The organism is Sphingobacterium sp. UBA2610, assembly GCF_002339225.1.
Classification (GTDB): Bacteria; Bacteroidota; Bacteroidia; order Sphingobacteriales; family Sphingobacteriaceae; genus Sphingobacterium; species Sphingobacterium multivorum.
This window is the reverse complement of sequence record NZ_DDKA01000027.1, coordinates 15,000-15,430: the sequence shown is the minus strand read 5'-3', so window position 1 is coordinate 15,430 and position 431 is coordinate 15,000. Positions and strand designations below refer to the sequence as shown.

Annotated in this window: 1 pseudogene; it reads right to left on the bottom strand. The window is 40.6% G+C overall.

Annotation, left to right across the window (positions count from 1 at the left end):
• Window positions 1-431 (bottom strand): annotated as a pseudogene (locus B4Z47_RS19460) (phospho-sugar mutase); the annotation flags it as partial.

Here is a 431-nt window from a genome sequence, read left to right as displayed (position 1 = left end):
CGGCTAGGAAAGCACAAGAGTTTGGAGCGTCCTTGTCACGCACTAAATCGCCTACTAAGAAACCATAACTTTCTTCTCCGCCCACAAGATATTGTGCTGAATCACCTAAATTGGTAATCAATTCACCGATATATTTGAAGCCAGTAAGGGTTTCATAGTGTTTTACACCATAGTGATCTGCAATATCGGCTTGTAAGTTGCTGGTGACGATGGTTTTTACAATATATGGATTCGATCCGAGTTGTTTTAGTTCACTTTTTGCACTGAGGACATAGTATACCAATAAACTGCCGATCTGATTACCATTGAGCAGTTGAAACTCGCCCTTATTATTTTTTACGGCAATACCTACACGATCGGCATCAGGGTCTGTTGCTAATACAAGATCTGCATCAATTTCTTCTCCTTTTTTCTTTGCTAAGGCCATCGCA